The following is a 24,363-nucleotide window of genomic DNA, read 5'->3' on the forward strand; positions in this document are numbered from 1 at the left end:
GGCCGTCGTCGTGCGGGCTCAGCGAGGCGCGGTGATCTGGGCGGCCAGGTGGCCGGCACCGTAGCCGTTGTCGATGTTCACGACGGCCACCCCCGGGGCGCAGGCATTGAGCATGGTGAGCAGGGGCGCCAGCCCGTTGAAGGCCGCGCCGTAGCCCACCGAGGTGGGCACCGCGATCACCGGCGCGCCGACCAGGCCCGCCACCAGTCCGGGCAGGGCGCCGTCCATCCCGGCCGCCACCACGATGCATCCGGCGCTGCGCAGCAGGTCGAGCCGCGCCAGGGTGCGGTGCAGGCCGGCGATCCCGATGTCGACCACCAGCTCCGCCTCCCGGCCCAGGTATCGGGCGGTGAGCCAGGCCTCGCAGGCCACGGGCAGGTCGGAGGTGCCGGCACAGGCCACCACCACCAGCTCGCCGACGGCGGCAGGAGGCTCGGGCGGCCAGGCCAGCAGCCGGGCCTGCTCGTCGTGGAGGGCCTCGGGCAGCGCCTCCAGCACGGCCCGGGCGTGGGCCTCGTCGGCGCGGGTGAAGAGCACCGGCTCGGTGGTCTGCTCGCCGCGCGCGGCATAGCGTCGGGCGATGGCCAGCACCTGCTCCGGGCTCTTGCCCTCGCAGAAGACGGCCTCGGGGTAGCCGCCGCGTCGACGGCCGCGGTCCAGGTCGAGCTCGGCGATGCCCTCCAGGGGGTCGTCGGCGGTCATGCCCCTTCCCCCTCGGGTCGGCGGTTCAGCACCTGGAGGGTGAAGGCCCCGGACTGGATCCCGGCCAGGTCCACGGTGACGTGGGCGAAGCCGGCGGCTCGGACCTCGGCCAGCAGGGCTCGTCGCCGCTCGGGATCGGTGAGCAGGCAGAACTCCTCGACGGGCAGTTCGAGCCGGGCGATGCTGCCGTGGTGGCGCACCCGGCCGTCGGAGAAGCCGGCGGCGCGCAGGGCGGTCTCCGCCTGGTCCACCTGGCGCAGCTTCTCGGGCGTGACCGGCTCCCCGTGCGGGATGCGGGAGGCGAGACAGGGGGCGGCCGGCTTGTCGGCCACCTGCAGGCCGAAGGCGCGGGCCACCGCACGGACCTGGTGCTTGGTCAGGCCGACGTCGGCCAGCGGGCGCAGCACCCGGTGGTCGGTGGCGGCGCGGGAGCCGGGCCGGTCGGGGCGCAGCGCGTCGTCGGCATTCTCCCCGTAGGCCACCGCCACCAGGCCGAGCCGGGCCACCAGCTCGTCGTCGATCCGGGTGAAGAGCTCGTCCTTGCAGTGGAAGCAACGGTCGGCACCGTTGGCGGCATAGGCAGGGTTGTCCTGCTCGTGGGTCTCCACCTCCACCAGCTCCACCCCGATCTGGCGGGCCGTGGCGCGGGCCAGCTCGCGCTCGGAGGCCGCCAGCGAGGCGGAGACGCCCATCACGGCCACCACGCGCCCGCTGCCCAGCGCGTCGACCGCCAGCGCCGTCAGGGTGGCGGAGTCGACGCCGCCGGAATAGGCGACGCCGAGGCGGCCGTCGAGCTGCTGCAGCTGCTGCTGCAGCCGGGCCACCTGCTCGCGCGTCGGTTGGTCGAGCGATGCGCCCTCCATCAGCGCTCCTCCAGGTGCAGCCCGGTCACGTCGGCCCCGGGAAGGATGCCCGCAGCCACGACGGCGGCGTCCACCCGTCGCGAGAGGTCCGCCTCGGCCAGGCCGAGGGTGCGGGCGGCATCGGCCAGGCTCTCGTACTCCGCGGTGGCGTGCAGGACGCGCCCCTGGCGATGGCCCACCTTGACGGCCACCCGCTCCCCCAGCACGTCGACGCCGGTCCAGCCGCGCTCCGCCGTGGTGCGGCCCACCAGGACCCGGCGACAGCCCAGCGTGCTGGTGCGCTCCAGCAGCAGCTGCTCCAGTGCGCCCACCTCGGCGGCACCCGACAGGACGTGGACGGTGAAGCCGGGCCGGCCCTTCTTCATCTGGATCGGCACCAGCCAGGCGTCGCGGGCACCGGCGGCCAGCAGCGCGTCGATCACGCCGGGCCAGAAGCGTGGATCGAGGTCGTCGACATTGGCCATCAGCTCCACCAGTTCGTCGATGGACCCCTTGCCGAGCTCGTCGACCGGCTCGGCCGGTGCGGTGCGCCCCAGCAGCAGCCGCACCACATTGGGGTGGTCGGCGAAGTCCTTGCCGCCGCAGCCGATGCCCAGCCCGGTGACGGTCATCGCCGGGAGGTTCTCGCAGCGGGTGGCCAGCGCCCGCACCAGCGCGACGCCGGTGGGGGTGGCGAGCTCGCCCACCTGCCCGGGGGTGGTCACCGGGGCGGGCTCGTCGTGGCCGGGAGCGCCGTGGTGGTGTCCATGGGCATCGTGCTCGTGCTGGTGAGGGTGGTCATGGGGATGGCTGTGCCCCTCGGTGTGGTCGTGCCCCTCGGTGTGGTCGTGCCCCTCGGTGTGGTCGTGCCCCTCGGTGTGGTCGTGCCCCTCGGTGTGGTCGTGCCCCTCGGTGTGGTCGTGCTCCTCGGTGTGGTCGTGCTCGTGGGAGTGCCCCTGGGCGTGGGGATGCGAGTGCCCCTGCCCATGGGCGTGTCCGTGCCGGTGCCCGGGCCCGTCGGCCCGGAAGGTGGTGGCCAGTACCTGCCAGCCCAGCACCAGGCGGGCCACCGCCGGCACCGGGACCGGGATGTCGCCGTGGGCGGCGTGGATCCGCCCGGCGCCCAGGCTCAGCGCCGAAGCACTCACCTGCTCGACGCCCAGCAGGCGCAGGCCCTCGCAGGCGCCCACCACGTCGGCGATCGAGTCCAGCGCCCCCACCTCGTGGAAGTGCACCTCGTCGGGATCGGTGCCGTGGGTGGCGGCCTCCGCCTCGGCCAGCCGGCCGAAGGCCTGCAGCGCCCATTCACGGGTGCGCGGCGGCAGGTCGGCCTGCTGCAGCATGGCGCGGATGCTGGCCCAGGTGCGGTGCGGTGGGTCGTCCACCAGGACGCGCACCCGGGCCTTGGTTCCGGCCTGGCCGCCCCGGACGACGCGCTCGCTCTCCAGGCGCACCTGGCCGGGCACCAGCACGTCGAGCACCCGCTGGATCTCCTCCACCGGGGCGCCCGCGTCGAGCACGGCGCCCAGCAGCATGTCGCCCGCCACGCCGGCCGTCACGTCGAGCCAGGCGTGCAGCGGGCCCTCGGGCTGCTCGGGAGCGGGCTGGGGGCTCACAGCAGGTCGTTGATGGTGACGGTCTGCTCGCGGCCGGGACCCACGCCGATGCCGCTGATCCGGCAGCCCACGAGCTCCTCCAGGCGCTTGACATAGGCCTGGCAGTTGGCGGGCAGGTCGGAGAAGCTGCGGGCACCGGAGATGTCCTCGCTCCAGCCGGGCAGGAATTCGTAGACCGGGGTGGCGCGGGCGAACTCGCCGGCATCGGTGGGCAGCACCTCGACGCGACGCCCGTCCACCTCGTAGGCCACGCAGACCGGGATCTGCTCCCAGCCGGACAGGATGTCCAGCTTGGTCAGGAAGATGTCGGTGCAGCCGTTGTAGGTGGCGGCCTGCTCCACGACGAGGGCGTCGAACCAGCCGCAGCGCCGCGGACGGCCGGTGGTGGCGCCGAACTCGCCGCCCTGCTCGCGCAGCTTCTCGCCGTCGGCGTCGAAGAGCTCGGTCGGGAAGGGGCCCTCGCCCACGCGGGTGGTGTAGGCCTTGGCGATGCCGATGATCCGGTCGATCCGGGTGGGGCCGACGCCGGTGCCGGTGCAGGCGCCACCGGCCGTCGGGTTCGAGGAGGTCACGAAGGGGTAGGTGCCGTGGTCGACGTCCAGGTGGTGGGCCTGGGCGCCCTCGAAGAGCACCACCTTGTCCTCGTCCAGGGCGTCGTTGAGCACGCGCGCGGCGTCCACCACGTGCGGGGCCAGGCGCTCGCGGTGCGAGAGCAGGTTGGCCACCACCTCGTCGGCGTCGATCTCGCGGCGGTTGTACATCTTGACCAGCTGGTTGTTCTTGTGGACCAGCGCGGCCTCCACCTTCTCGCGCAGCGCCTGCTCGTCGAAGAGGTCCTGGATCCGGATGCCCATCCGGTTGATCTTGTCCGAGTAGGCGGGGCCGATGCCGCGGCCGGTGGTGCCGATCTTGCGCTTGCCGGCAAAGCGCTCGGTCACCTTGTCCATGGTCTGGTGGTAGCTGGTGAGCACGTGGGCATTGGAGGAGATCAGCGGGTGGCGCACCTCGGTGCCGCGCTCGGCCAGCTCGTCGAGCTCGGTGTAGAGCACGTCCAGGTCGATCACGACGCCATTGCCCAGCACGCAGGTGGTGTTGTCGTTGAGGATGCCCGAGGGCAGCAGGTGCAGCACCGTCTTGGTGCCGTTGACCACCACGGTGTGACCGGCATTGTTGCCGCCGGAGTAACGGGCGCAGAAGTCGACGCGTTCGCCGAGCTGGTCGACGGCCTTGCCCTTGCCCTCGTCGCCCCACTGGGTACCGATCACCACGATGCCAGGCATTGCAGCCCTCCAGATCACCTTCGGTCCGGCTCGGCGGTGTGCTCGGCGCCGGACACAGTTGAAGCCCCTCGCGATGTCGCAAGCGGGCTCTTGCTGCACAACCCTAACGCACCGACCGTGCGGGGCCCCGACGGCGCCCGGGGCGTGGGCGGTCCTGCTCAGTCAAGCTCCAGCAGCAGGGCGCTGTGGTCGCTGAGGCCCTCGCTGCGGACCTCGTGCTCCAGCCGGCAGTCCGCGACGCGCCCCACCAGCTCGTCGCTCACCAGGGCATGGTCGTAGCGGGCCCCCAGGCCGGAATGGTCCACCCAGCTCGGTTCCCGCTGCGCCAGCTGGTGCAGTCGGTAGGCATCCACCCATCCCTGGCGCAGCAGGTCGGCGTAGCAGGCGGTCTCCTCGGCCAGCACGTAGGCCAGGCCGTCGGCCACCAGGGGGTCGGCGATGTTCAGGTCCCCCACCACCAGGTCTGCGGGGGCCTGCCGCATCCAGTCGGAGAACCAGGCCAGCCAGTCACGCTTGCGGGCCCGCTGGGCCTGGCTGGAGTAGCGCACCGGGTCGCTGGCGGCGCCGTAGACGCCGGCCAGCACCAGACCCTCGGCCCGCACCGTGACCACGCGGCCCTGCAGCGGAGCGTCGGCCGGTTCCGGGAGCAGGTCCAGGTCAATCCCCCGCGAGACCACGGCGACGCCCAGCGAGCGGCCCTCCAGTCCGGGCAGGACCACCTGGTGCCCCGAGCCGCGCAGCGCCTGCAGCAGCTCGACCGAGCCGCTGCCGGCGGAGAGCTCCGAGAGCACCAGCACATCGGCCTGCTCGCCGGCCAGGTGCAGCAGCTGGCGCCGGGCCCGTTCGGGCGTGGGGCTGGACAGGTTCAGCGCCAGCAGCCGCAGGCTCACGGCTGCGGCAGCCCGCCCGTCGTCTCCGGCTCGGCCTCGATGCCAGAGCCCTCCACCAGCACCTGGTGGGCCTCTTCCGAGCTGTCACGCAGGAACTGCGCGCATCGCTCGGCCTCGGCGTCCTCACCGATCCGCTCGGCGGCCACCGCCAGGGCGTGCAGGCAGCGCAGGAAGCCCTGGTTGGGCACGTGGCGCCAGGGCACCGGGCCGGAGCCCTTCCAGCCGTTGCGGCGCAGCGCGTCCAGCCCTCGGTGGTAGCCGGTGCGGGCATAGGCGTAGGCGGCGACGTCGGCCTCCGGGCTGGCCTCCTTCAGCGAGCCCTCGGCCAGCAGCGCCCAGCACAGGCTGGAGGTGGGGTTCTGGCGCACCACGTCCAGGAAGTGGTCCATGCCCTCGCTGCGCAGGCGGTCCAGGGCGGGATCGGCGGGCAGCAGCGTCTCGGTGCCGCCGGCCATTAGGTTCGGGTGGGTCTCAGGAGCCATGGCCCCACTCTAGGCGGGCACCCGCAGCCCCGGCGGTGGCCGCCCGGGCGTGCCGCGAGGACCGTCGGCGGTCCGCATGTCGGTCAGCCGGCAGCAGGGCACCGCCCGGCCCAAGAATGTGCCCACCTCAACGTGAAAGGAATGGGCCCGATGGACCTGTTCAGGACCAAATCGATCGAGCAGTCGCTCAAGGACACCGACGAGCCGGAGTACCAGCTCAAGAAGTCGCTGACCGCACTCGACCTCACCGTCTTCGGTGTCGGCGTCATCGTCGGTGCCGGCATCTTCACCCTGACGGGACGCGCCGCCAACCAGGTGGCCGGCCCCGCCGTCGTGATCTCCTTCGTGGTCGCCGCCATCTGCTGCGGCCTCGCCGCCCTGTGCTACGCCGAGTTCGCGGCTGCCGTGCCCGTCTCGGGGTCTGCCTACACCTTCTCCTATGCCTCGATGGGCGAGTTCATCGCCTGGATCATCGGCTGGGACCTGATCCTGGAGCTCTTCCTGGCCGCCGCCGTCGTCGCCCAGGGCTGGAGCGCCTATGTCGGCGTCCTGCTGGGCCACATGGGCATCACCCTGCCGGCCAACTACACCTATGGCGGTGCCGTCGACGTCCCCGCCATGCTGCTGGTGCTGGTGCTGGGCGTTCTGGTGCTGGTGGGCATCAAGGAGTCGATGCGGGTGGAGACCGTGCTGGTGGCCGTGAAGGTGGCCATCGTGCTCTTCGTGATCGTGGCCGGCATCGGCTTCATCAACACCGCCAACTACCACCCCTACATCCCGCCGAGCGTGCCGATCGAGGGCACCGCCGGCTTCTGGAAGCAGCCGCTGATCCAGTGGGCCTTCGGCTTCCAGCCCACCGCCTTCGGCGTCGGCGGCATCTTCGCCGGCGCCGCCCTGGTCTTCTTCGCCTACATCGGCTTCGACGTGGTGGCCACCGCCGCGGAGGAGACCAAGAACCCGCAGCGTGACCTGCCCCGCGGCATCCTGGGCTCGTTGGTGATCTGCACCCTGCTCTACTGCGCCGTCTCGGTGGTGGTGACGGGCATGGTGCGCTACGACCAGCTCAAGCCCTCCGCCGCGCTGGCCGAGGCCTTCAGCTACCACGGCAAGACCTGGATGGCGACGCTGATCGCCACCGGCGCCGTGGTGGGTCTGACCACCGTGGTGCTCACCATGATGACCGGCTGCGTCCGGCTGCTCTTCGCGATGAGCCGCGACAACCTGCTCCCGATGGGCCTGGCCAAGGTGCACCCGAAGTACCGCACCCCGTGGGTGATCACCGCGATCATCACCGTCGTGGTGGCACTGATGGCGGGCTTCACCCCGGTGGGCAACCTGGAGGAGATGGTCAACATCGGCACGCTGAGCGCCTTCGTGCTGGTGAGCATCGGCATCCCGATCATGCGCCGCACCCACCCGGACCTGCACCGCCCCTTCCGGGTGCCCTTCTCGCCGGTGGTCCCGATCCTGTCGGCCATCATCTGCAGCTACCTGATGCTGAACCTGGCCATCGAGACCTGGGCACGCTTCGTCATCTGGCTGGCCATCGGCCTGGTGGTCTACTTCGCCTACGGCTACCGCAAGTCGCGGGTGCGCACCGGCAAGCAGCTGCCCCACGAGCTCGAGGTGGCGCTCACCGAGAACCACTGAGCAGACGGCCCCGCAGCTCGCGCGGGACGGTCCCGGGGAGCACCCCGCGGCCAGCTCCACCGGTCCCCCGCGCCCTCCCGGTGCGGGGGACCGGGTGCGTCGGGGCCTGTGCGCGCGCTGAGGACCGCGGTCCCACAAGGCACTCCGCAAACCCGCAACGGTCGGGCGACCATCCTCCGGCGGGTACGATCAAGTGGTAATCCACACTGAAGTTCGGAGATTTCTGCATGCCCATCCGCAATGACCTGCGCAATGTCGCCATCGTGGCCCACGTCGACCACGGCAAGACGACTCTCGTCGACGCGATGCTGTGGCAGTCCGGCGCCTTCCGCGAAGGCTCCGACGTCAACAACCGTGTGATGGACTCGATGGACCTGGAGCGTGAGAAGGGCATCACGATCCTCGCCAAGAACACCGCGGTGAAGCACACCATGGACGACGGCCAGGACCTGCTGATCAACATCATCGACACCCCCGGCCACGCCGACTTCGGCGGCGAGGTGGAGCGCGGCCTGGAGATGGTCGACGGCGTCATCCTGCTGGTCGACTCCTCCGAGGGCCCGCTGCCCCAGACCCGCTTCGTGCTGCGCAAGGCGCTGGCCAAGAACCTGCCGCTGATCGTCGTGATCAACAAGGTGGACCGCCCCGACGCCCGCATCACCGAGGTGATCGACGAGACCTACGAGCTGTTCATGGACCTGGTGGACGACGCCAGCGCCCACCAGCTCGACTTCCCGGTGGTCTTCGCCTCCGCCAAGGCCGGGCGCGCCTCGCTGACCCAGCCCGCCGACGGCGAGATGCCCGACTCCGAGGACCTGCAGCCGCTCTTCGAGACCATCGAGAAGACCATCCCGGCCCCCACCTACACCGAGGGCGCCCCGCTGCAGGCCCTGGTCACCAACCTGGACTCCTCCCCCTACCTGGGCCGTCTGGCGCTGTGCCGCATCGTCGAGGGTGAGATCAACCGTGGCCAGCAGGTGGCCTGGATCCGTCGCGACGGCAGCACCCAGACGGTGAAGCTGTCCGAGCTGCTGATGACCGACGCCCTGGAGCGCAAGCCGGTGGACACCGCCGGCCCCGGCGACATCATCGCCATCGCCGGCATCCCGGAGATCACCATCGGTGAGACCATCGCGGACCCGACCGATCCCCAGCCGCTGCCGCTGATCCACGTCGACGAGCCGAGCATCTCGATGACCATCGGCATCAACACCTCCCCACTGGCGGGCCGCGTGGGCAAGCAGCTCACTGCCCGCCTGGTGAAGGCCCGCCTGGACCAGGAACTGATCGGCAACGTCTCGATCACCGTCAACAACACCGACCGCCCCGACACCTGGGAGGTGCAGGGCCGCGGCGAGCTGCAGCTGGCCGTGCTGGTGGAGATGATGCGTCGGGAGGGCTTCGAGCTGACCATCGGCAAGCCCGAGGTGGTCACCCGCGACATCGACGGCAAGCGCCACGAGCCCTTCGAGCGCCTCACCGTCGACTGCCCCGAGGAGTTCGTGGGTGCCGTCAGCCAGATGATGGGCGTGCGCAAGGCCCGCATGGAGCAGATGGTCAACCACGGCACCGGCTGGGTGCGCCTGGAGTTCGTCCTCCCGGCGCGTGGCCTGATCGGCTTCCGCACCGAATTCCTCACCGAGACCCGCGGCACCGGCATCATGAACCACGTCTTCGAGGGCTACTTCCCCTGGGCCGGCGAGATGCGCAACCGCCCCACCGGCTCCCTGGTGGCCGACCGGATGGGCGTCACCACCTCCTACACCCTGTTCAACCTGCAGGAGCGCGGCACCCTGTTCGTCGGCCCCGGCGAGGACGTCTACGAGGGCATGGTGGTGGGCGAGAACTCCCGCCCCGACGAGATGGACGTCAACCCCACCAAGGAGAAGCACCTCACCAATGTGCGCTCCGCCACCGGCGACGAGCTGGAGCGGCTGATCCCCCCGCGTCGGATGAGCCTGGAGGAGTCGCTGGAGTACTGCGCCGAGGACGAGTGCCTGGAGGTCACCCCGAAGGACGTGCGGATCCGCAAGGTGCAGCTGAGCCAGAACGACCGCGCCAAGGTGCGCTCCCGCGCCAAGGCCGCCGCCCTGGCCTCGCAGAAGAACTGAACCTGACCGTCAGCTGAGCCGCTGGTCATGCCTTCGGGCGTGACCAGCGGTTCTGTTCGTCCGGGCGCCGAGAACCGGGACCGGAGGAGCCGCCGGGAACCGCGGGATGCAAGGATGGTGCCGAACTCTCGACGCGCCCGGGGACTGGTCGCCAGAAATCTGGCGACAGGATGCAACCAAAGCCCTCCCACCGACGTATTGAGGGTGACAACAACCTCACGACGAAGGACAAGCCATGACCACCAAGTTCACCCGCGGCCTGGTCGCCGCCGCCGTCGCCAGCACCATGGCGCTGGCTCCGGGATTCGTCGGCGGCGCCGAGGCCGCCCCGATGCCCGCGGCCACCATCGTCGCCAAGAGCGGCAGCAAGGGCACCGTCGTCAAGAACATCCAGAACGACCTGCGCTACCTGGGCTACTACACCAAGAACGTCGACGGCGACTTCGGCCCCGTCACCGCCTCTGCGGTGAAGTCCTTCCAGAAGGCCTACCGCCTGCCCGTCACCGGCGTGGTCGACACCACCACCTACCGCACCCTGCGCACCAAGTCCGATGCCAAGCGCACCGCCGACCGCAAGGCCGCCGCCGCCCGCGCAGCCGCCAAGCAGGCCGCCGCGAAGAAGGCGCAGCAGAGCGCCAACAAGGTCGTCGCCAAGCCCGGCGACAAGAACGCCACCGTGAAGCAGATCCAGGGCCGTCTCAGCGGTCTGGGCTACCTGCCCGCCAGCTCGATCATCGGCGTCTACGGCCCGCAGACCACCGCCGCCGTCAAGGCCTTCCAGAAGCGCTACGGCCTGGCCCAGACCGGCGTGGTCAACCTGAGCACCCACAACCTGCTGATCGCCAAGTACAAGGCCCGCCCTGCCAAGCCGCGCCCGGCTGCGGTCGCGCTGGACTCCCGCTGCCTGACCGGCCGCACCATCTGCGTGCACAAGCGCACCCAGCGGATGTACTGGGTGGTGAACGGTTCGATCCAGCGCAGCTGGAGCGTGCGCACCGGCCGCCCGAGCCTGCCGACCCGCTCGGGCAGCTACAAGATCTACCTGAAGCACCCGAACTGGTACTCGACGCTGTACCACGTCAACATGCCCTACACCCAGTTCTTCTCGGGTGGCCAGGCCGTGCACTACTCCGCCGAGTTCGCCCGGATCGGCCATTCCGGCTCGGGCAGCCACGGCTGCGTCAACATGAACTCCATGTCCGAGGCGCGCTGGCTCTACAACCGGACCCGTGTCGGTGACAAGGTCGTCGTCTACTGACCTGTCATCACCCCGGCCACCACGAAGGGCCCCGCTGCAGGGCAGCGGGGCCCTTCGCATGTTCTCGGGACAGCCCTGTGGTGGCCCTGCTGTGGGACGGGGCCAGGGCCCCGGCCCGGTGAGGGGCTCAGAGCCGGGGGCGCACGTGCAGACCCACCTCGGGATCCACCAGTGCCTCCTGCGAGGCGCTGATGCCGCCGGCCAGCAGGGTGGCCTCCAGCGGCACAGCGCGCTTCACCAGGGCCAGGGCGATCGGGCCCAGCTCGTGGTGCCGCTCGGCGGACCCGACGAAGCCGACCTCGCGGCCGTCCAGCTCGACGGGGCTGCCGTGATCGGGCAGCGACTCCATCGAGCCGTCCAGGTGCAGCTGCACCAGTCGGCGCGGTGGGCGCCCCAGGGTGTGCACCCGGGCGACGGTCTCCTGGCCGCGGTAGCAGCCCTTGTCCAGGTGGGTTCCCAGCAGCCCGATCTCGTTGGGGATGGTGCGGTGGTCGGTGTCCAGGCCGATCCGCGGGACGCCCTGGGCGATGCGCAGCGCCTCGTGGGCCCAGGTGCCCACCGGCTCGGCGGCGGACTCGCTGCCACGGGGCAGGAACTGCTCCAGGCCGTCGGCCACCTCGCTGCGGCGCACCGCCACCGCCTCGGGATGAGCGGGAACGTCACGGCCGGTCCAGACCACCTCAAGGTCCTGGCGCAGCGTCACCTCGACGCGCATCATGAAACGCATCCGCTCCAGGAAGGCCACCAGCTCGGCGCCACGGCCGGGCTCGGTCCAGGCCCAGAAGTCCTCCCCCACGGCGACGCCGTGGAGCACGTGCTCCACGTGGCCGGTGGGCGAGAGCAGCAGGGCGGTGGTGGACTCCTGGTCGGCGAGCCGCTCCAGGTGCTGGCTGGTCAGCGAGTGCAGGTAGGCCAGCCGGTCCGGTCCGCTCACCTGCAGCACCTGGCGGTTGGACAGGCCGAGCCATCCCCCACCAGAGGTCATGGTGCGCTGCTCGCGCATCGGGTCTCCGTGGTGCCAGGCCAGGCCCTCGTCGGGCCCGGAGCTGACCAGGACGGCGCTCACGCGACGCGCTGCAGGCGCGCCCACAGGTAGGGCTGCAGCTGGTGGTTGGTGGTGGCCCGGTCGAAGGTCCACAACAGGTCGCCCTCCACCTGGCCGTAGAGCCGCTGGCCGCCGGTGTACTCCACGTCGGCGGTGGTGGTACGCATCACGGCGTCGGTGACCAGCTCGATCTTGGCGCCGTCGATGGTGCCGGCCCAGACCTCGCTCCAGCCCTCGGGGGCGGTGAGCACCACCTCGAGGGTCTTCTTGTCCTCCAGCGGCCGCCAGAAGCCGGTCTCCATGCTGATCGGCTCGGTGGGGGTGCCTTGGGCGTCCACCTTGTAGGTCTGGCAGATGTAGTGCAGGTAGGGCCCGCCATTGGTCTCGAAGTCGATCTGCTGGCCGTACTCGAAGTCCCCGTGGCCGGGCCAGGTGCCGTGACCGTTGCCGCGCCAGCGGCCGATCATCCAGGCCAGCGGGAAGAGCTGGGGGTTCAGGTCTTGCGGGATCTCGAAGGCCATCAGGACTCCTTCTGGTTGCGTCGCAGTCGCCATCCGGTGGGCAGCAGCAGGGCGGCCAGGGCTGCCAGGCACGCGAGCGCGATCAGGACGCACGCGATCACCAGGACGACGAGGGAGATGTTGGCCACCCGCAGAGTCTAACGACCGCTCCTGGGCATTTCTTCCCGACGCAGGGCGTCCGGGGCCTCACATGCCGGACATCCCGACGCCACCGCTGGTGAAGCCCGCGGTGACCGACCCCTGCAGCGCCTGTGCCCAGACCAGGCACACCGGGGTCAGCGCGTCGTGGCATAGGCTCGCCAGCATGCGATGTGTGGTGCAACGGGCGCTGTCGGGCCAGGTGAGCGTCGACGACGAGGTCGTCGGGAGACTGCCCTCGCCGGGACTCGTGGTGCTGGTGGGCATCACCCACGACGACGACCTGACGGTGGTGCAGCGCATGGCGGAGAAGCTGTGGGGGCTGCGGATCCTGGACCAGGAGCGCTCGGCCGGTGAGGTCGGCGCCCCGCTGCTGGTGGTCAGCCAGTTCACCCTCTACGCCAGCGCCCGCAAGGGGCGGCGTCCGTCCTGGAGCGCCGCCGCGCCCGGCCCCGTGAGCGAGCCGCTGGTCGAGGCCTTCGTCGGGGCGCTGCGCGGCCTGGGAGCGCACGTGGAGACCGGCATCTTCGGCGCGGACATGCAGGTGTCGCTGGTCAACGACGGCCCGGTCACCCTGGTGCTGGACTCCGCGGAGCTCTTCGCACCCCGCGGCTGATCGCGGGAGAGGCTCAGCGCTGGGCGACGAAGCGGTAGCCCACATTGCGCACCGTGCCGATGTGGCCGTCGTACTCGGCTCCCAGCTTGGCGCGCAGCCGCCGGATGTGGACGTCGACGGTACGGGTGCCGCCGTAGTAGTCGTAGCCCCAGACCTCGCTCAGCAGGTGCTCACGGGTCAGCACCCGCCCCGGGTGCAGCACCAGGTACTTGAGCAGCTCGAACTCGGTGTAGGTGAGCTCCAGCGGGTGACCGCCCACGGTCACGGAGTAGGCCTGCTCGTCGATGCTCACCGGGCCGCAGGTGACCACGGCGGAGGAGCTGCGCTCCGCGGTGAGCAGGCGGATCCGGGCGTCGATCTCGGCCGGCTGGGCGCTGTCCAGGACGAAGTCCGCGGCTCCCCACTCCGGTGCGATCAGCGGCAGCGAACTGGCCTCCACCAGCAGCATCACCGGCACCGGCTCGTCGGCGGCCTGCAGCCGCAGGCACAGGTCACGGGCCCGGGCGAGTTCTCGGCGGGCGTCCACCAGCACCAGGTCGGCCTCGATGCCACCGCTCTCGGCCTGCCCCGGGGACAGCGTCTGCAGGACATGGGTGAGCAGGTCGAAGCAGGCCGGCAGCTCGGGCGTATCCGAAGCCACCACGACGGCCACGCGTGCCATGCCCACCTCCCTCCGCCGGGCCCGGACGGTGCCCGGCACGATGTTCTCACGGCGGGGCCGCTGCCGCGCCGACGGGTCGCGGGCCGGACACCTGCCGGCCCCCTGTCCGCGGGCACCGGCCGGGCGGGAGCACCCGGGCCGGCCGTGGGGCCCATCGGGTTCCGAGGCCCGGGCAGGGCGCTTTCGGCGGTGCCGGTGGTTAGACTCCCAGCATCATGAGCGGCGACTTCCCAGACGACTGGTTCCGCCCGGGTCCCTCACCGTCGGGTTCCCCGGAGCCGGTCGACGACGCCGCGCACCGGGCCCGCCAGGCGGATCTGGACACCGAACCGGGCCGCTGGACCGACCAGTTCAAGCCGGTGGACCGCCCGGCCCACAAGGTGCCGGGGGCGCAGCGCGCCCCGCGACAGCAGGCGCCCCGCCCCGCGGCGACGGCCGAGCCCCCGGCCGCGGGACCCACGCCCGAGGGCGGTGCCACCGCGGCGCCGCGCCGCTCCCACTCGGTGGGCGTCAGCCCCGCCGCCGACGTGCTCGACGAGCGCCGACCCAGGGGACGGGGCCGTGGCGTGCTGGCCACCACGGCGCTGCTGGCGCTGATGCTGGGTGCCGGGGTCGTGCTGGGCCAGGTCTGGTCGGAGCGTCGCCACCAGGTCAGCTCCCCCGACGTGGTCACCACACCCACCCCGGCGGTGGCCTCCACCCCGGCCCGGCTGGTGCCCTGGACCGGTGCGGTGCAGGCCGTGCGTCCCACCTCGGTGACCGCCTCCTGCACCGCCCCCACGCAGACCGGCGTCGACGGCCAGCCCGTGCCCAGCTCCGCGGAACGGGTGCTGGACGGCAAGCTCGCCACCGGCTGGCGCTGCGACGGGTCCGGTGTGAGCCAGACGCTCAGCTTCGCCTTCCCCAAGGGCACCACCGTGGTGGGGGTGCGGATGACCAATGGCTACACCAAGACCGCGGGCGGGATGGATCTCTACCCGCAGTACCGGCGGCTCAGGACGGTCACCTGGAGCTTCCCGAAGCTGGACAATGCCTACTTCCTGCAGAACCTGGCGGACAACAATCCCGAGCTGCAGGAGATCCGCATCCCGGCCACCAGCGCCGACGGCGGGATGCAGATGCAGGTGACCACCTCCACCGATCCCGGGGACAGCGGTGCCACCCGCGACGCCGTGGTGATCACCGAGGTGCACTTCCTCACCCGCAAGGGCTGACCGGGCGGCTGCGGCTCAGGCCTGCTCGCCGCCCTCGGGCGCGGGCCGCACCGAGGCGCCGCCCAGCTCCTCGCGACGCAGCACCAGGGTGTCCGCCTCCGGGTCCGGGCTCTCGGAGACCACCTGGGGGCCCCGACGGACCCGTCGCGGCAGCACCCCGGGCGGACCGGCCGGATCGAGCGGGTGCATGCCTCCGAAGCCGACGGCCAGGATGGTGCACACCGCGCCGGCGGCGAAGAGCCAGTGGGAGACCTCCTGCGGGGAGGTGTCCCGCACCACCTGGAGCACCGCCACCGGCGCCACCACGGCGCACAGCAGCGCCACCCAGCGGGCCAGCCGCGAGGGGGCCAGCAGACCGGCCAGCGCCACGTCCTTGCGCCCGGTCCACTCGGCCTGGGCCTGCGACCAGACGGCGTACTGCAGCACCGCCGCCAGGCCGGCGAGCACACAGGAGATGTTGGCCACCATCGGCCACAGGCCTGAGGTGTCGGCGAAGCGCAGCAGCAGGTGGGAGCCCAGCAGGTGGCAGGCGATGCCGGCCACCGCGGCCAGCAGCGCGAGCCGGAGCTGGCGCAGCAGCACCGCGGTCCGCGCCGCCACGGCGGGCTGCTGCAGGGCGTCGAGGCGCACCTCCAGGGCACCCGCCGGTCGCTCGTCCATGCCCAGAGGCTATCGCGCGCCACCGACACTCTCCATGCCCGGTCCGCCCGCCCGGAGCGCGTGCGCCATCGCCGGTGATGCTTGGTAGCTTTGGGTGGTGTCCACATGCATTGAACGCACCGGCGCGCTCACGCCGCCCCAGCGCCTGGCCGTCGAGGGCCTCGTCGCCGCCGTCGCCCTGCACGACGAGGTGCGTCCGCTGAACGAGCAGGCCATGTTCGCCCTGGCGGGTCGCGGCCACGTGGTGCACTGGCTGGCCTGGAGCGGACGGACGCTGGTGGGCTATGCCCAGGCCGACCGCGACGAGCACTCGGTGCAGCTGCTGGTCCACCCCGAGCACCGCCGCCAGGGCATCGCCTCCCAGCTCGCCGAGCAGGTGGCGAAGGTCGAGCGCACCCCCACCTGGTGGGCCTTCGGGCGGCTGCCGGGGGCGGACCAGGTGGCCCGCACCACCGGGGCTGCGCTGGGCCGCGAGCTGCTGGTGATGGAGCGCGACCTGGTGGCGCTGCCGCCGGTGGCCGAAGCCGCCCCCGAGGGCGTGGTGATCCGCAGCTTCCAGCCGGGAGACCGTGATGCCCTGCTGGAGGTCAATGCGCTGGCCTTCTCCCACCACCCCGAGCAGGGCGAGATGGGCCCCGAGGACTTCGAGCGGCGCACCCAGGAGGCCTGGTTCGACCCGGCCGGCCTGCTGGTGGCCGCCGACGACGAGACCGGTGCCTTCCTGGGCTTCCACTGGACCAAGACCGACCACATGGACCCGGCCGAGCCGGCCGAGTTGCTGGGCGAGGTCTACGTGATCGGGGTCCACCCCGACGCCGCCGGGCGCGGCATCGGGCGCGCCCTGCTCTCCGCCGGCCTGGCCCACCTGGCCGACAAGGGCGTCCGACGGGTCCGGCTCTACGTGGAGGCCTCGGAACGTCGCGTCGTCACCATGTACCTTTCTGCTGGCTTCGTGGAGATCACCCGCGATGCCAGCTACACCACCTCTGCGAAGGACACGCTGTGAGCAACGACGCACGCCCCGACGCCCTGCCCGAGCTGCCCGAGGAGCGCTACTCGGACCGGGAGATGAGCTGGCTGGCCTTCAACAACCGGGTGCTGGACCTGGCCAAGGACACCCTGCGCATCCCGCTGCTGGAGCGCGCCAAGTTCCTGGCCATCTTCTCCTCCAACCTGGACGAGTTCTTCATGGTGCGGGTGGCCGGCCTGAAGCGGCGCATCGACGCCGGCGTGGCGGTCAAGACCGTCACCGGCCAGCTCCCGCGCGACCTGCACGACGACATCCTCGCCCGTACCCGGGAGCTGGTGACCGAGCAGGCCGCCGTCTTCCAGAACGACGTGCGCCCTGCGCTGGCCGAGAACGGCATCGTGATCCTGCGCTGGGAGGAGCTGACGGCCACCGAGAAGGACGAGATGCGCACGCTGTTCAGCGAGCGGATCTTCCCGGTGCTGACCCCGCTGGCGGTCGACCCCAGCCATCCCTTCCCCTACATCAGCGGCCTGTCGATCAACCTGGCGGTGCTGCTGAAGAACCCGCTCACCGGTGCCCGCCAGTTCGCGCGGGTGAAGGTGCCCACCATCCTGAGCCGCTTCATCTCGCTGGGCGATGGGCGCTTCCTGCCCCTCGAGGAGATCATCGGGCGCCACCTGGACCAGCTCTTCAGCGGCATGCAGGTGCTGGAGTACACCACCTTCCGCGTCACCCGCAACGAGGACCTTGAGGTGGAGGAGGACGACGCCGAGAACCTGCTCTTCGCGCTGGAGAAGGAGCTGCTGCGCCGCAAGGTGGGCCGTCCGCCGGTGCGCCTCGAGGTGGCCGACGACATCGACGAGACCATGCTCGAGCTGCTGATGGGCGAGCTGGACGTGCACGAGAAGGAGGTCTTCAAGCTGCCCGCGCCGCTGGACCTCACCGGCCTGTTCAGCCTGGCCGGTGTGGACCGCGACGACCTCAAGTACCCCAACTTCCTGCCGATCACCCATCCCGACCTGGCCGAGGTGGAGACCGCCAAGCCGGCGGACATGTTCGCGGCGCTGAAGAAGCGCGAGGTGCTGCTGCACCACCCCTACGACTCCTTCGCCACCAGCGTGCAGCGTTTCGTGGAGCAGGCCGCGGCCGATCCCAAGGTGCTGGCCATCAAGCAGACCCTGTACCGCACCAGCGGCGACTCCCCCATCGTGGACGCCCTGATCGAGGCGGCCCTGGCCGGCAAGCAGGTGCTCGCCGTGGTGGAGATCAAGGCCCGCTTCGACGAGCAGAACAACATCGCCTGGGCCCGCAAGCTGGAGAAGTACGGGGTGCACGTGGTCTACGGCATGGTGGGCCTCAAGACCCACTGCAAGCTCTGCCTGGTGGTGCGCGACGACGGCGACCAGCTGCGTCGCTATGCCCACATCGGCACGGGGAACTACAACCCCAAGACCGCCCGGCAGTACGAGGACATGGGGCTGCTCACCTCGAACCCGATCGTCACCGACGACGTGGCCAAGGTCTTCAACCACCTGTCGGGCATGACCCAGGAGACGCACTACCGTCGCCTGCTGGTGGCCCCGCACTCGATCCGCAAGGGCCTGCTGGCCCAGATCGAGAACGAGATCGCCAACCACCGCCAGGGCCTGCCCGCGGGGGTCAAGATCAAGGTCAACTCGCTGGTGGACGAGAAGGTGATCGACGCCCTCTACCGGGCCAGCCAGGCTGGCGTGCCGGTGGACCTGTGGGTGCGCGGCATCTGCACCATCAAGCCGGGCGTGCCCGGGCTGAGCGAGAACATCCGGGTGCGCTCCGTGCTGGGCCGCTTCCTGGAGCACTCGCGGATCTTCTGGTTCGCCAATGCCGGGCAGCCGACGGTGGGCATCGGCTCGGCCGACCTGATGCACCGCAACCTGGACCGCCGTGTCGAGGTGCTGGTGAGCATCACCAACCAGCGCCACATCCGTGAGATCGAGCAGATGTTCGCGACCGCCTTCGACGAGGGCACCGTCTCCTGGCAGCTGGTGGACACCACCTGGACGCCGCGCACCACCGACGAGTTCGGACAACCGCTGGTGGACCTGCAGGAGTACGAGATCCAGCAGACCTCGCTGCGTCGCCACTGACCGCGATGGGCCACAAGAAGGGGACCGTCACTGCGGCGGGGGCCGTGGTGCTGCGCGAGAACAAGGGTGTCACCGAGGTGCTGGTGGTGCGTCGGCCGGCCTACAAGGACTGGAGCCTGCCCAAGGGCAAGCCGAAGACCGACGAGGACCTGCCCGCCACCGCCGTGCGTGAGGTGCTGGAGGAGACCGGCGTCACCGTCACGCTGGGCCAGCCCGTCAAGCGCACCCGCTACAAGCTGGACAAGCAGACCAAGGTGGTCCACTGGTGGGTGGGCCGGGTGGTCTCGGAGCGGCGGCGTCGTCCTGACAAGGAGGTCGAGAAGGCGGTCTGGATGAGCGTCGAGAAGGCCGAGAAGAAGCTCAGCTATGCCGACGAGGTGGAGGTGCTGCACCGCGCCCTGGAGCTGCCCTGCGGCGGCACCCTGCTGGTGGTGCGCCACGGCAAGGCGATGCTGCGCAAGCACTGGAGCGGCACCGACGCGAAGCGGCCGCTGTCGGCCCGGGGACGTCGCCAGGCCAAGCGGCTGCCCGCCCTGCTGGCGGCCTTCGGAACCTCCGAACTGGTCTCCTCCAGCTCCACCCGCTGCCTGCAGACCCTGCAGCCGGCCGCGGAGGCCGCGAAGCTGCCCCTGGCCGGCATCAGCCTGCTCAGCGAGGAGGAGGCGGAGGGCCACGAGAAGCAGGTGCGCGCCTTCATGCGCGAGCTGGCCCACCAGGCCGGGCGCGAGCACAGCGCGATCGCGGTCTGCGGCCACCGCCCAGTGCTGCCGGACATGCGCGAGGGGATCGGGGTGGCCGATGCCGCCATGCTCACCGGCGAGACGCTGGTGGTGCACCTGGACGAGCAGGGCGAGGTGCTCTCCACCGAAACCCACAAGTCTGCCTTCTGACATGGCCTGATGCCCAGGACGCGGGGCCCTCCCAGCAACGTTCACCCTGCGTTCACCAAGCCAGGCACTTCTGGTCACATCTGCTCCCTAGCGTGACGCCCAAGGGGGCACAGTGCTCCCGACGCGGCCCCGGCCGCGACCAGCGACACAAGGAAGCACGTGACGATGAATCGCACCGCGCAGTTCGCAGCCCTGGCTGTTGTCGGAACCCTCAGCTTCGCCGCTTGCGGTGGCAGCAACTCCGCAAGCACCTCGACGAGCTCCAGCACGAGCAGCGCCAGCGCCGACGCCGGCAGCAGCAGCTCCGCCGCCGCGACCGACCTGGCCTGCCCCACCGGCAGCCTCAAGGGCGAGGGCTCCTCGGCCCAGAAGACCGCCATCGACGAGCTGAAGAAGGGCTACCAGGACGCCTGCGCCGGCAAGGGCACCATCGAGTACAACCCCACCGGTTCCGGCAAGGGCATCACCAACTTCAACGCCAAGCTGGTGGACTTCGCCGGTTCGGACTCCGCCCTGAAGACCGAGGCCAAGGACGGCAAGGTGGAGGCCGACGAGGCCAAGAAGCGCTGCTCGGCCAACGAGGCCTGGAACCTGCCGATGGTCGTCGGCCCGATCGCCTTCGCCTACAACCTCGAGGGCGTCGACGAGCTGAAGCTCACCCCGGAGATCCTGAGCAACATCTTCGCCGGCAAGATCACCACCTGGAACGACCCGGCCATCGCCAAGGTCAACGAGGGCGCCACCCTGCCGAGCGACAAGATCACCGTCTTCTACCGCTCCGGCGAGTCGGGCACCACCGAGAACGTCACCAAGTACCTCAAGGCCGCCGCCCCGAGCGCCTTCACCGCCGAGACCGGCAAGAAGTGGCCGCTGAGCGCCGGCGAGGGCAAGGACGGCTCCTCGGGCGTCGCCGAGGCCGTCTCCTCCACCAAGGGCTCGATCTCCTACATGGAGTGGAGCTACGCCACCTCCAACGACCTGAACGTGGCCCAGCTGGACAACGGCGCCGGTGCGGTCGAGCTGAACAGCGAGACCGTCGGCAAGGCCATCGAGGGCGCCGAGGTCAAGGGCAAGGGCAACGACCTCAAGCTCGGCATCAAGTACGACATCAAGGAGGCCGACGCCTACCCGGCCATCCTGGTCACCTACGAGATCGTCTGCTCGAAGGGCCTGGACGCCGGCAAGACCGCCCTGCTGAAGGACTTCCTGACCTACGCCGCCTCCGACGAGGGCCAGGGCATCATCGAGGACGCCGGCTACGCGCCGCTGCCCAAGTCGATGCAGAGCAAGGTCCAGGAAGCCGTCAAGGCCATCGCCTGACGCCAGCACCGGCCCTGGCACCGTGACAGCGACGGGAGTGGCCTTCTCGCACCACGCGAGGGGGCCGCTCCCGGTCCACGTCACCGCACTCTCGTCCGGTCTCGCCCGGACATCCCAGCGCAGAAGGAAATCCCATGCCCACAGGCCCTGAGCCCCGCCGGGTCGAGCCAGCGCTCGACGACGCCAGCACCTCCCCGGCCGACGTGGTGGACGTCCATCCCACCGCGGAGGCCCCCACCCCCACCGTCCGGCGTGCCGTCGCGACGCACCACGCCGCCGCCAGCAGCCCGGCCGTCGAGACCGGACCGGTGCAGCTGGACCAGGTCAAGCGCGGCGCCGACCTCGTCTTCAAGACCGCCACCGGCGCCTCGTCCGCGCTGATCGTGGCCGTCGTCGCCTTCATCGGCCTCTTCCTGCTGGCCCTGGCGGTGCCCTCGCTGGCCAAGAACAATGCGAACTTCCTCACGTCCAACGCCTGGGACCTGGGCGAGGCCTTCAGCTTCGGCATCGCCGGCCTGCTGTGGACCACGGTCTTCAGCTCGATCATCGCCATGTGCATCGCGGTGCCGATCGCCATCGGCGTGGCCCTGCTGATCACCCACTACGCCCGGGGCCGGCTGGCCTCCACGGTGGGCTTCATGGTGGACCTGCTGGCCGCCGTCCCCTCGGTGGTCTACGGCCTGTGGGGCCTGCGCGTGCTCGGCCCCGCCCTGGTGCCCGTGGGTGAGTTCTTCAACAAGCTGCTGGGCTGGTTCCCGCTGTTCAGCGAGGGCCTGCTGCCCTCCCCCGGCACCGTCTTCACCGCCTCCACCGTGCTGGCGATCATGATCCTGCCCATCGTCACCTCCATCTCGCGCGACGTCTTCGCGCAGACCCCCCGCGACCACATCGAGGCCGCCTGGGCGTTGGGTGCCACCAAGACCGAGATGATCCGCACCGCGGTGATCCCCTACGGCCGCTCCGGCGTGACCGCCGCCGCCATGCTCGGCCTGGGCCGGGCCCTGGGCGAGACGGTGGCCGTGATGATCATCCTGTCCACCGTCAGCAAGCTGGACTTCTCGATCTTCGCCGGCGGCGAGACCTTCGCCGCCCGGATCGCGAACGGCGCCGGTGAGCTGGACACCCCGTCGAAGACCGGCGCCTACATCGCCGCCGGCCTGGTGCTGTTCGTCCTCACCTTCGTGGTCAACGCACTGGCCCGTACCCTCGCCAATGCCGGAAAGGTCAAGGCATGAGCACCGCCGCCAACACTCCCGTCGCCACCCAGCCGGAGGGCCAGGGCGTCAACCTGCGCACCCCCAGCGGCAAGCGCCAGGCCGTCGACAAGTCCGCCACCGCCTTCGTCTGGCTGGCCGGGCTGATCGCCATCATCCCGCTGCTGTGGATCCTGGGCACCGTGGTGGCCAAGGGCATCACCCCACTGGTCAGCGTGCAGCCCGACTACATCAAGACCTGCGCCACCAAGGACGGCTCGAAGCTGATCCGCGTGGCGCAGCAGCAGTGCGGCGACGACCCGAAGGCCCCGCTGTCCTACCGCTACACCGAGTCCGGCTCCTTCGTCGCGGTGGGCGACAAGCTGCCCGGCAATGCCAAGTCGCGCGAGCCGAAGGCCCGCAACACCGAGCTCACCATCCTGGAGCCCACCAGCAACGAGGCCGGCACCGCCCGCAAGTTCAGCACCCAGTGGTGGACCACCGACGAGGGCCAGGCCACCCAGAACTCCTCGGTGGGCGGCGCCAAGCACGCCATCATCGGCACCCTGGAGATCGGCCTGATCACCTCGCTGATCGCGGTGCCGATCGCGGTGCTGGGTGCCATCTGGCTGGTGGAGTACGCCCGCGGCAAGAAGATCGCCAAGGCCGTCTCCTTCGCCATCGACATCCTCTCCGGCGTGCCCTCGATCGTGGCGGCGCTGTTCATCTTCTCCCTGGTGATCACGATCATGGGCCTGGGACGCTCCACCTTCGCCGCCTGTCTGGCGCTGGTGCTGCTGATGCTGCCCACGGTGCTGCGCTCCACCGAGGAGATGCTGAAGCTGGTGCCCGACAGCCTGCGCGAGGCCTCCTATGCGCTGGGCGTGCCGAAGTGGAAGACCATCCTCAAGGTGGTCATCCCCACCTGCAGCTCCGGCATCCTGACCGGCATCGTGCTGGGCCTGGCCCGTGTGATGGGCGAGACCGCCCCGCTGCTGATCCTGGTGGCCTTCGCCACCGGCACCAACCTGAGCCCCTTCGACTCGAACATGGGCTCCCTGCCGACCATGATCAACGAGGACCGTCGCTTCGCCGTCGGCTCCACCGGCGAGGTGCGCGCCTGGGGTGCCGCGCTGACGCTGGTGCTGCTCGTGATGATCCTCAACCTCATTGCTCGCGCCATCTCGCGCATGGGCAAGCTCGACGAGAAGTAAGCCCGAGAAGGAAGAACTGACCAATGGCAAAGCGCATCGAGGTCAAGGACCTCAACATCTACTACGGCAAGTTCCACGCGGTGGACAGCGTCAGCTTCACCGTGGAGCCCCGCACCGTGACCGCCTTCATCGGCCCCTCGGGCTGCGGCAAGTCGACCGTGCTGCGCACCCTGAACCGCATGCATGAGGTCATCCCGGGCGCCTCCTGCACCGGTGAGGTGCTGCTGGACGGCGTGAACCTCTATGGCGACGGCGTCGACCCGGTGGCCGTGCGCCGCCTGGTGGGCATGGTCTTCCAGCGGCCCAACCCCTTCCCGTCGATGAGCATCTACGACAACGTGGCCGCCGGCCTGCGCCTCAACGGCGTGACCAACAAGGCCAAGCTCGACGAGGTGGTGGAGCGCTCCCTCAAGGGCGCCAACCTGTGGAACGAGGTCAAGGACCGCCTCGACAAGGCCGGCGTCGGCCTGTCCGGTGGCCAGCAGCAGCGCCTGTGCATCGCCCGCGCCATCGCGGTGGAGCCCGAGGTGCTGCTGATGGACGAACCCTGCTCGGCCCTGGACCCCATCTCCACCCTGGCCATCGAGGACCTGATCCAGGAGCTGAAGGAGAAGTTCACCGTCGTCATCGTGACCCACAACATGCAGCAGGCCGCCCGCGTCTCCGACCAGACGGCCTTCTTCAACCTGGCCGCCACCGGCAAGCCGGGCCAGCTGGTGGAGATCGGCGACACCGAGAAGATCTTCTCCAATCCCGACGAGAAGGCCACCGAGGACTACATCACCGGCCGCTTCGGCTGAGCCATCTCCGGCCCTTCCTCGACGCCCCGTGCCCCCAGGCGCGGGGCGTCGTCGCGTCCGGCCGTCGGCACCGCTCGCTGCCGCCTGACGGCCTGCCTAGGTGTTGGTGGCAGGGACGTTCATGACAGTTTGCGGGTTGACGTGAAGGGAGGACCCCCGTTGGG

At 70.6% G+C, this 24,363-nt stretch carries 23 protein-coding genes; 12 read left to right on the plus strand and 11 right to left on the minus strand.

Features of this window, described 5'->3' with window-relative positions; translation table 11 throughout:
* Positions 1–18: 18 nt before the first annotated feature.
* The 6 genes from larB to ABD073_RS10930 all read right to left on the minus strand — a co-directional run bounded on the left by larB (position 19) and on the right by ABD073_RS10930 (position 5,812).
* The gene (gene larB / locus ABD073_RS10905) at positions 19–702 is read right to left on the minus strand and encodes a nickel pincer cofactor biosynthesis protein LarB (RefSeq protein WP_343874529.1); all 684 of its coding nucleotides are present in this window, start codon (positions 700–702) and stop codon (positions 19–21) included.
* Positions 699–1,565, minus strand: a complete 867-nt coding sequence (larE, locus tag ABD073_RS10910) for an ATP-dependent sacrificial sulfur transferase LarE (RefSeq protein ID WP_343874532.1) — start codon at positions 1,563–1,565, stop codon at positions 699–701. Before larE ends, larB begins: the two co-directional genes overlap by 4 nt.
* Positions 1,565–3,160 carry a nickel pincer cofactor biosynthesis protein LarC gene (gene larC, locus ABD073_RS10915; protein ID WP_343874535.1) on the minus strand — a complete coding sequence of 532 codons (1,596 nt, stop codon included), beginning with the start codon at positions 3,158–3,160 and terminating at the stop codon, positions 1,565–1,567. Before larC ends, larE begins: the two co-directional genes overlap by 1 nt.
* Positions 3,157–4,440, minus strand: coding sequence for an adenylosuccinate synthase (locus tag ABD073_RS10920; protein ID WP_343874537.1), 1,284 nt, complete (start codon positions 4,438–4,440; stop codon positions 3,157–3,159). The genes larC and ABD073_RS10920 overlap by 4 nt, the downstream gene beginning before the upstream one ends.
* Positions 4,441–4,598: 158 nt before the next feature.
* On the minus strand, positions 4,599–5,330 hold the full coding sequence (locus tag ABD073_RS10925) for an exodeoxyribonuclease III (RefSeq protein WP_343874540.1): 732 nt from the start codon (positions 5,328–5,330) through the stop codon (positions 4,599–4,601).
* Positions 5,327–5,812, minus strand: coding sequence for a DUF3151 domain-containing protein (locus tag ABD073_RS10930; RefSeq protein WP_343874542.1), 486 nt, complete (start codon positions 5,810–5,812; stop codon positions 5,327–5,329). Before ABD073_RS10930 ends, ABD073_RS10925 begins: the two co-directional genes overlap by 4 nt.
* 150 nt (positions 5,813–5,962) lie before the next feature.
* On the opposite strand from ABD073_RS10930, the gene ABD073_RS10935 reads away from it, so the two are divergent.
* The 3 genes from ABD073_RS10935 to ABD073_RS10945 all read left to right on the plus strand — a co-directional run bounded on the left by ABD073_RS10935 (position 5,963) and on the right by ABD073_RS10945 (position 10,831).
* Positions 5,963–7,462 (plus strand): amino acid permease, encoded by a 1,500-nt coding sequence (locus tag ABD073_RS10935; protein WP_343874544.1) that lies wholly within the window; start codon positions 5,963–5,965, stop codon positions 7,460–7,462.
* A 227-nt stretch (positions 7,463–7,689) separates the two neighbouring features.
* A complete protein-coding gene (gene typA / locus ABD073_RS10940; RefSeq protein ID WP_343874547.1) occupies positions 7,690–9,573 on the plus strand; it encodes a translational GTPase TypA in 1,884 nt (627 codons plus the stop codon).
* Between the two features lie 235 nt (positions 9,574–9,808).
* Positions 9,809–10,831, plus strand: a complete 1,023-nt coding sequence (locus ABD073_RS10945; RefSeq protein ID WP_343874549.1) for a L,D-transpeptidase family protein — start codon at positions 9,809–9,811, stop codon at positions 10,829–10,831.
* Positions 10,832–10,958: 127 nt separating this feature from the next.
* On the opposite strand, the gene ygfZ is transcribed toward ABD073_RS10945, so the two are convergent.
* From ygfZ to ABD073_RS10960, 3 genes are read right to left on the minus strand one after another with little or no spacing between them, the layout of a single operon-like run.
* Entirely contained in the window at positions 10,959–11,897 is a 939-nt protein-coding gene (ygfZ, locus tag ABD073_RS10950) for a CAF17-like 4Fe-4S cluster assembly/insertion protein YgfZ (protein ID WP_343874551.1), read from the minus strand.
* On the minus strand, positions 11,894–12,397 hold the full coding sequence (locus ABD073_RS10955) for a heme-binding beta-barrel domain-containing protein (RefSeq protein ID WP_343874553.1): 504 nt from the start codon (positions 12,395–12,397) through the stop codon (positions 11,894–11,896). Before ABD073_RS10955 ends, ygfZ begins: the two co-directional genes overlap by 4 nt.
* The gene (locus tag ABD073_RS10960) at positions 12,397–12,525 is read right to left on the minus strand and encodes a hypothetical protein (protein ID WP_343874556.1); all 129 of its coding nucleotides are present in this window, start codon (positions 12,523–12,525) and stop codon (positions 12,397–12,399) included. The genes ABD073_RS10955 and ABD073_RS10960 overlap by 1 nt, the downstream gene beginning before the upstream one ends.
* Before the next feature lie 176 nt (positions 12,526–12,701).
* Between ABD073_RS10960 and dtd the strand changes: the two genes are divergently transcribed.
* Complete coding sequence (dtd, locus tag ABD073_RS10965) at positions 12,702–13,151, plus strand: D-aminoacyl-tRNA deacylase (protein WP_343874559.1); 450 nt, start codon at positions 12,702–12,704, stop codon at positions 13,149–13,151.
* Between the two features lie 13 nt (positions 13,152–13,164).
* Here dtd and ABD073_RS10970 read toward each other — a convergent pair whose 3' ends face one another.
* On the minus strand, positions 13,165–13,812 hold the full coding sequence (locus ABD073_RS10970; RefSeq protein WP_343874562.1) for a winged helix-turn-helix transcriptional regulator: 648 nt from the start codon (positions 13,810–13,812) through the stop codon (positions 13,165–13,167).
* Positions 13,813–14,027: 215 nt separating this feature from the next.
* Here ABD073_RS10970 and ABD073_RS10975 point away from each other — a divergent pair, with 215 nt between their 5' ends.
* Positions 14,028–15,026 (plus strand): hypothetical protein, encoded by a 999-nt coding sequence (locus ABD073_RS10975; RefSeq protein WP_343874564.1) that lies wholly within the window; start codon positions 14,028–14,030, stop codon positions 15,024–15,026.
* Between the two features lie 15 nt (positions 15,027–15,041).
* Here the strand turns inward: ABD073_RS10975 and ABD073_RS10980 are convergent, their stop codons facing one another.
* Entirely contained in the window at positions 15,042–15,686 is a 645-nt protein-coding gene (locus ABD073_RS10980) for a hypothetical protein (RefSeq protein WP_343874566.1), read from the minus strand.
* Positions 15,687–15,783: 97 nt separating this feature from the next.
* Here ABD073_RS10980 and mshD point away from each other — a divergent pair, with 97 nt between their 5' ends.
* The 7 genes from mshD to pstB all read left to right on the plus strand — a co-directional run bounded on the left by mshD (position 15,784) and on the right by pstB (position 24,199).
* Entirely contained in the window at positions 15,784–16,692 is a 909-nt protein-coding gene (mshD, locus tag ABD073_RS10985; RefSeq protein ID WP_343874568.1) for a mycothiol synthase, read from the plus strand.
* On the plus strand, positions 16,689–18,782 hold the full coding sequence (locus ABD073_RS10990) for an RNA degradosome polyphosphate kinase (protein WP_343874571.1): 2,094 nt from the start codon (positions 16,689–16,691) through the stop codon (positions 18,780–18,782). The genes mshD and ABD073_RS10990 overlap by 4 nt, the downstream gene beginning before the upstream one ends.
* A gap of 5 nt (positions 18,783–18,787) precedes the next feature.
* On the plus strand, positions 18,788–19,672 hold the full coding sequence (locus ABD073_RS10995) for an NUDIX hydrolase (RefSeq protein WP_343874573.1): 885 nt from the start codon (positions 18,788–18,790) through the stop codon (positions 19,670–19,672).
* A 165-nt stretch (positions 19,673–19,837) separates the two neighbouring features.
* Complete coding sequence (gene pstS, locus ABD073_RS11000) at positions 19,838–20,992, plus strand: phosphate ABC transporter substrate-binding protein PstS (protein ID WP_343874592.1); 1,155 nt, start codon at positions 19,838–19,840, stop codon at positions 20,990–20,992.
* 314 nt (positions 20,993–21,306) lie between these two features.
* Complete coding sequence (pstC, locus tag ABD073_RS11005) at positions 21,307–22,227, plus strand: phosphate ABC transporter permease subunit PstC (RefSeq protein ID WP_386751667.1); 921 nt, start codon at positions 21,307–21,309, stop codon at positions 22,225–22,227.
* Positions 22,224–23,399 carry a phosphate ABC transporter permease PstA gene (pstA, locus tag ABD073_RS11010; protein WP_343874578.1) on the plus strand — a complete coding sequence of 392 codons (1,176 nt, stop codon included), beginning with the start codon at positions 22,224–22,226 and terminating at the stop codon, positions 23,397–23,399. The genes pstC and pstA overlap by 4 nt, the downstream gene beginning before the upstream one ends.
* A 23-nt stretch (positions 23,400–23,422) precedes the next feature.
* Positions 23,423–24,199, plus strand: coding sequence for a phosphate ABC transporter ATP-binding protein PstB (pstB, locus tag ABD073_RS11015; protein ID WP_343874581.1), 777 nt, complete (start codon positions 23,423–23,425; stop codon positions 24,197–24,199).
* Positions 24,200–24,363: the final 164 nt, after the last annotated feature.

This window comes from Luteococcus peritonei (assembly GCF_039526385.1).
GTDB lineage: Bacteria > Actinomycetota > Actinomycetes > Propionibacteriales > Propionibacteriaceae > Luteococcus > Luteococcus peritonei.